The sequence below is a fragment of the Streptomyces sp. NRRL F-5755 genome (assembly GCF_001279365.1).
GTDB lineage: Bacteria > Actinomycetota > Actinomycetes > Streptomycetales > Streptomycetaceae > Streptomyces > Streptomyces rimosus.
The window spans coordinates 1-209 of record NZ_LGCW01000249.1 but is presented as its reverse complement, the minus strand read 5'-3'; the positions used below and the strand labels follow the sequence as shown (position 1 = coordinate 209).

The 209-nt window shown below is 56.0% G+C and carries 1 rRNA gene; it reads right to left on the bottom strand.

The features are described from left to right. Window positions 1–209: ribosomal RNA gene (locus ADK86_RS19520) — 23S ribosomal RNA — on the bottom strand; the annotation flags it as partial.

Sequence of the window (209 nt, the reverse complement as noted above, 5' to 3'; positions counted from 1 at the left end):
ATCACCAGCCGTGGCCCCCCTTCTCCCGAAGTTACGGGGGCATTTTGCCGAGTTCCTTAACCATAGTTCACCCGAACGCCTCGGTATTCTCTACCTGACCACCTGAGTCGGTTTAGGGTACGGGCCGCCATGAAACTCGCTAGAGGCTTTTCTCGACAGCATAGGATCATCCACTTCACCACAATCGGCTCGGCATCAGGTCTCACCCT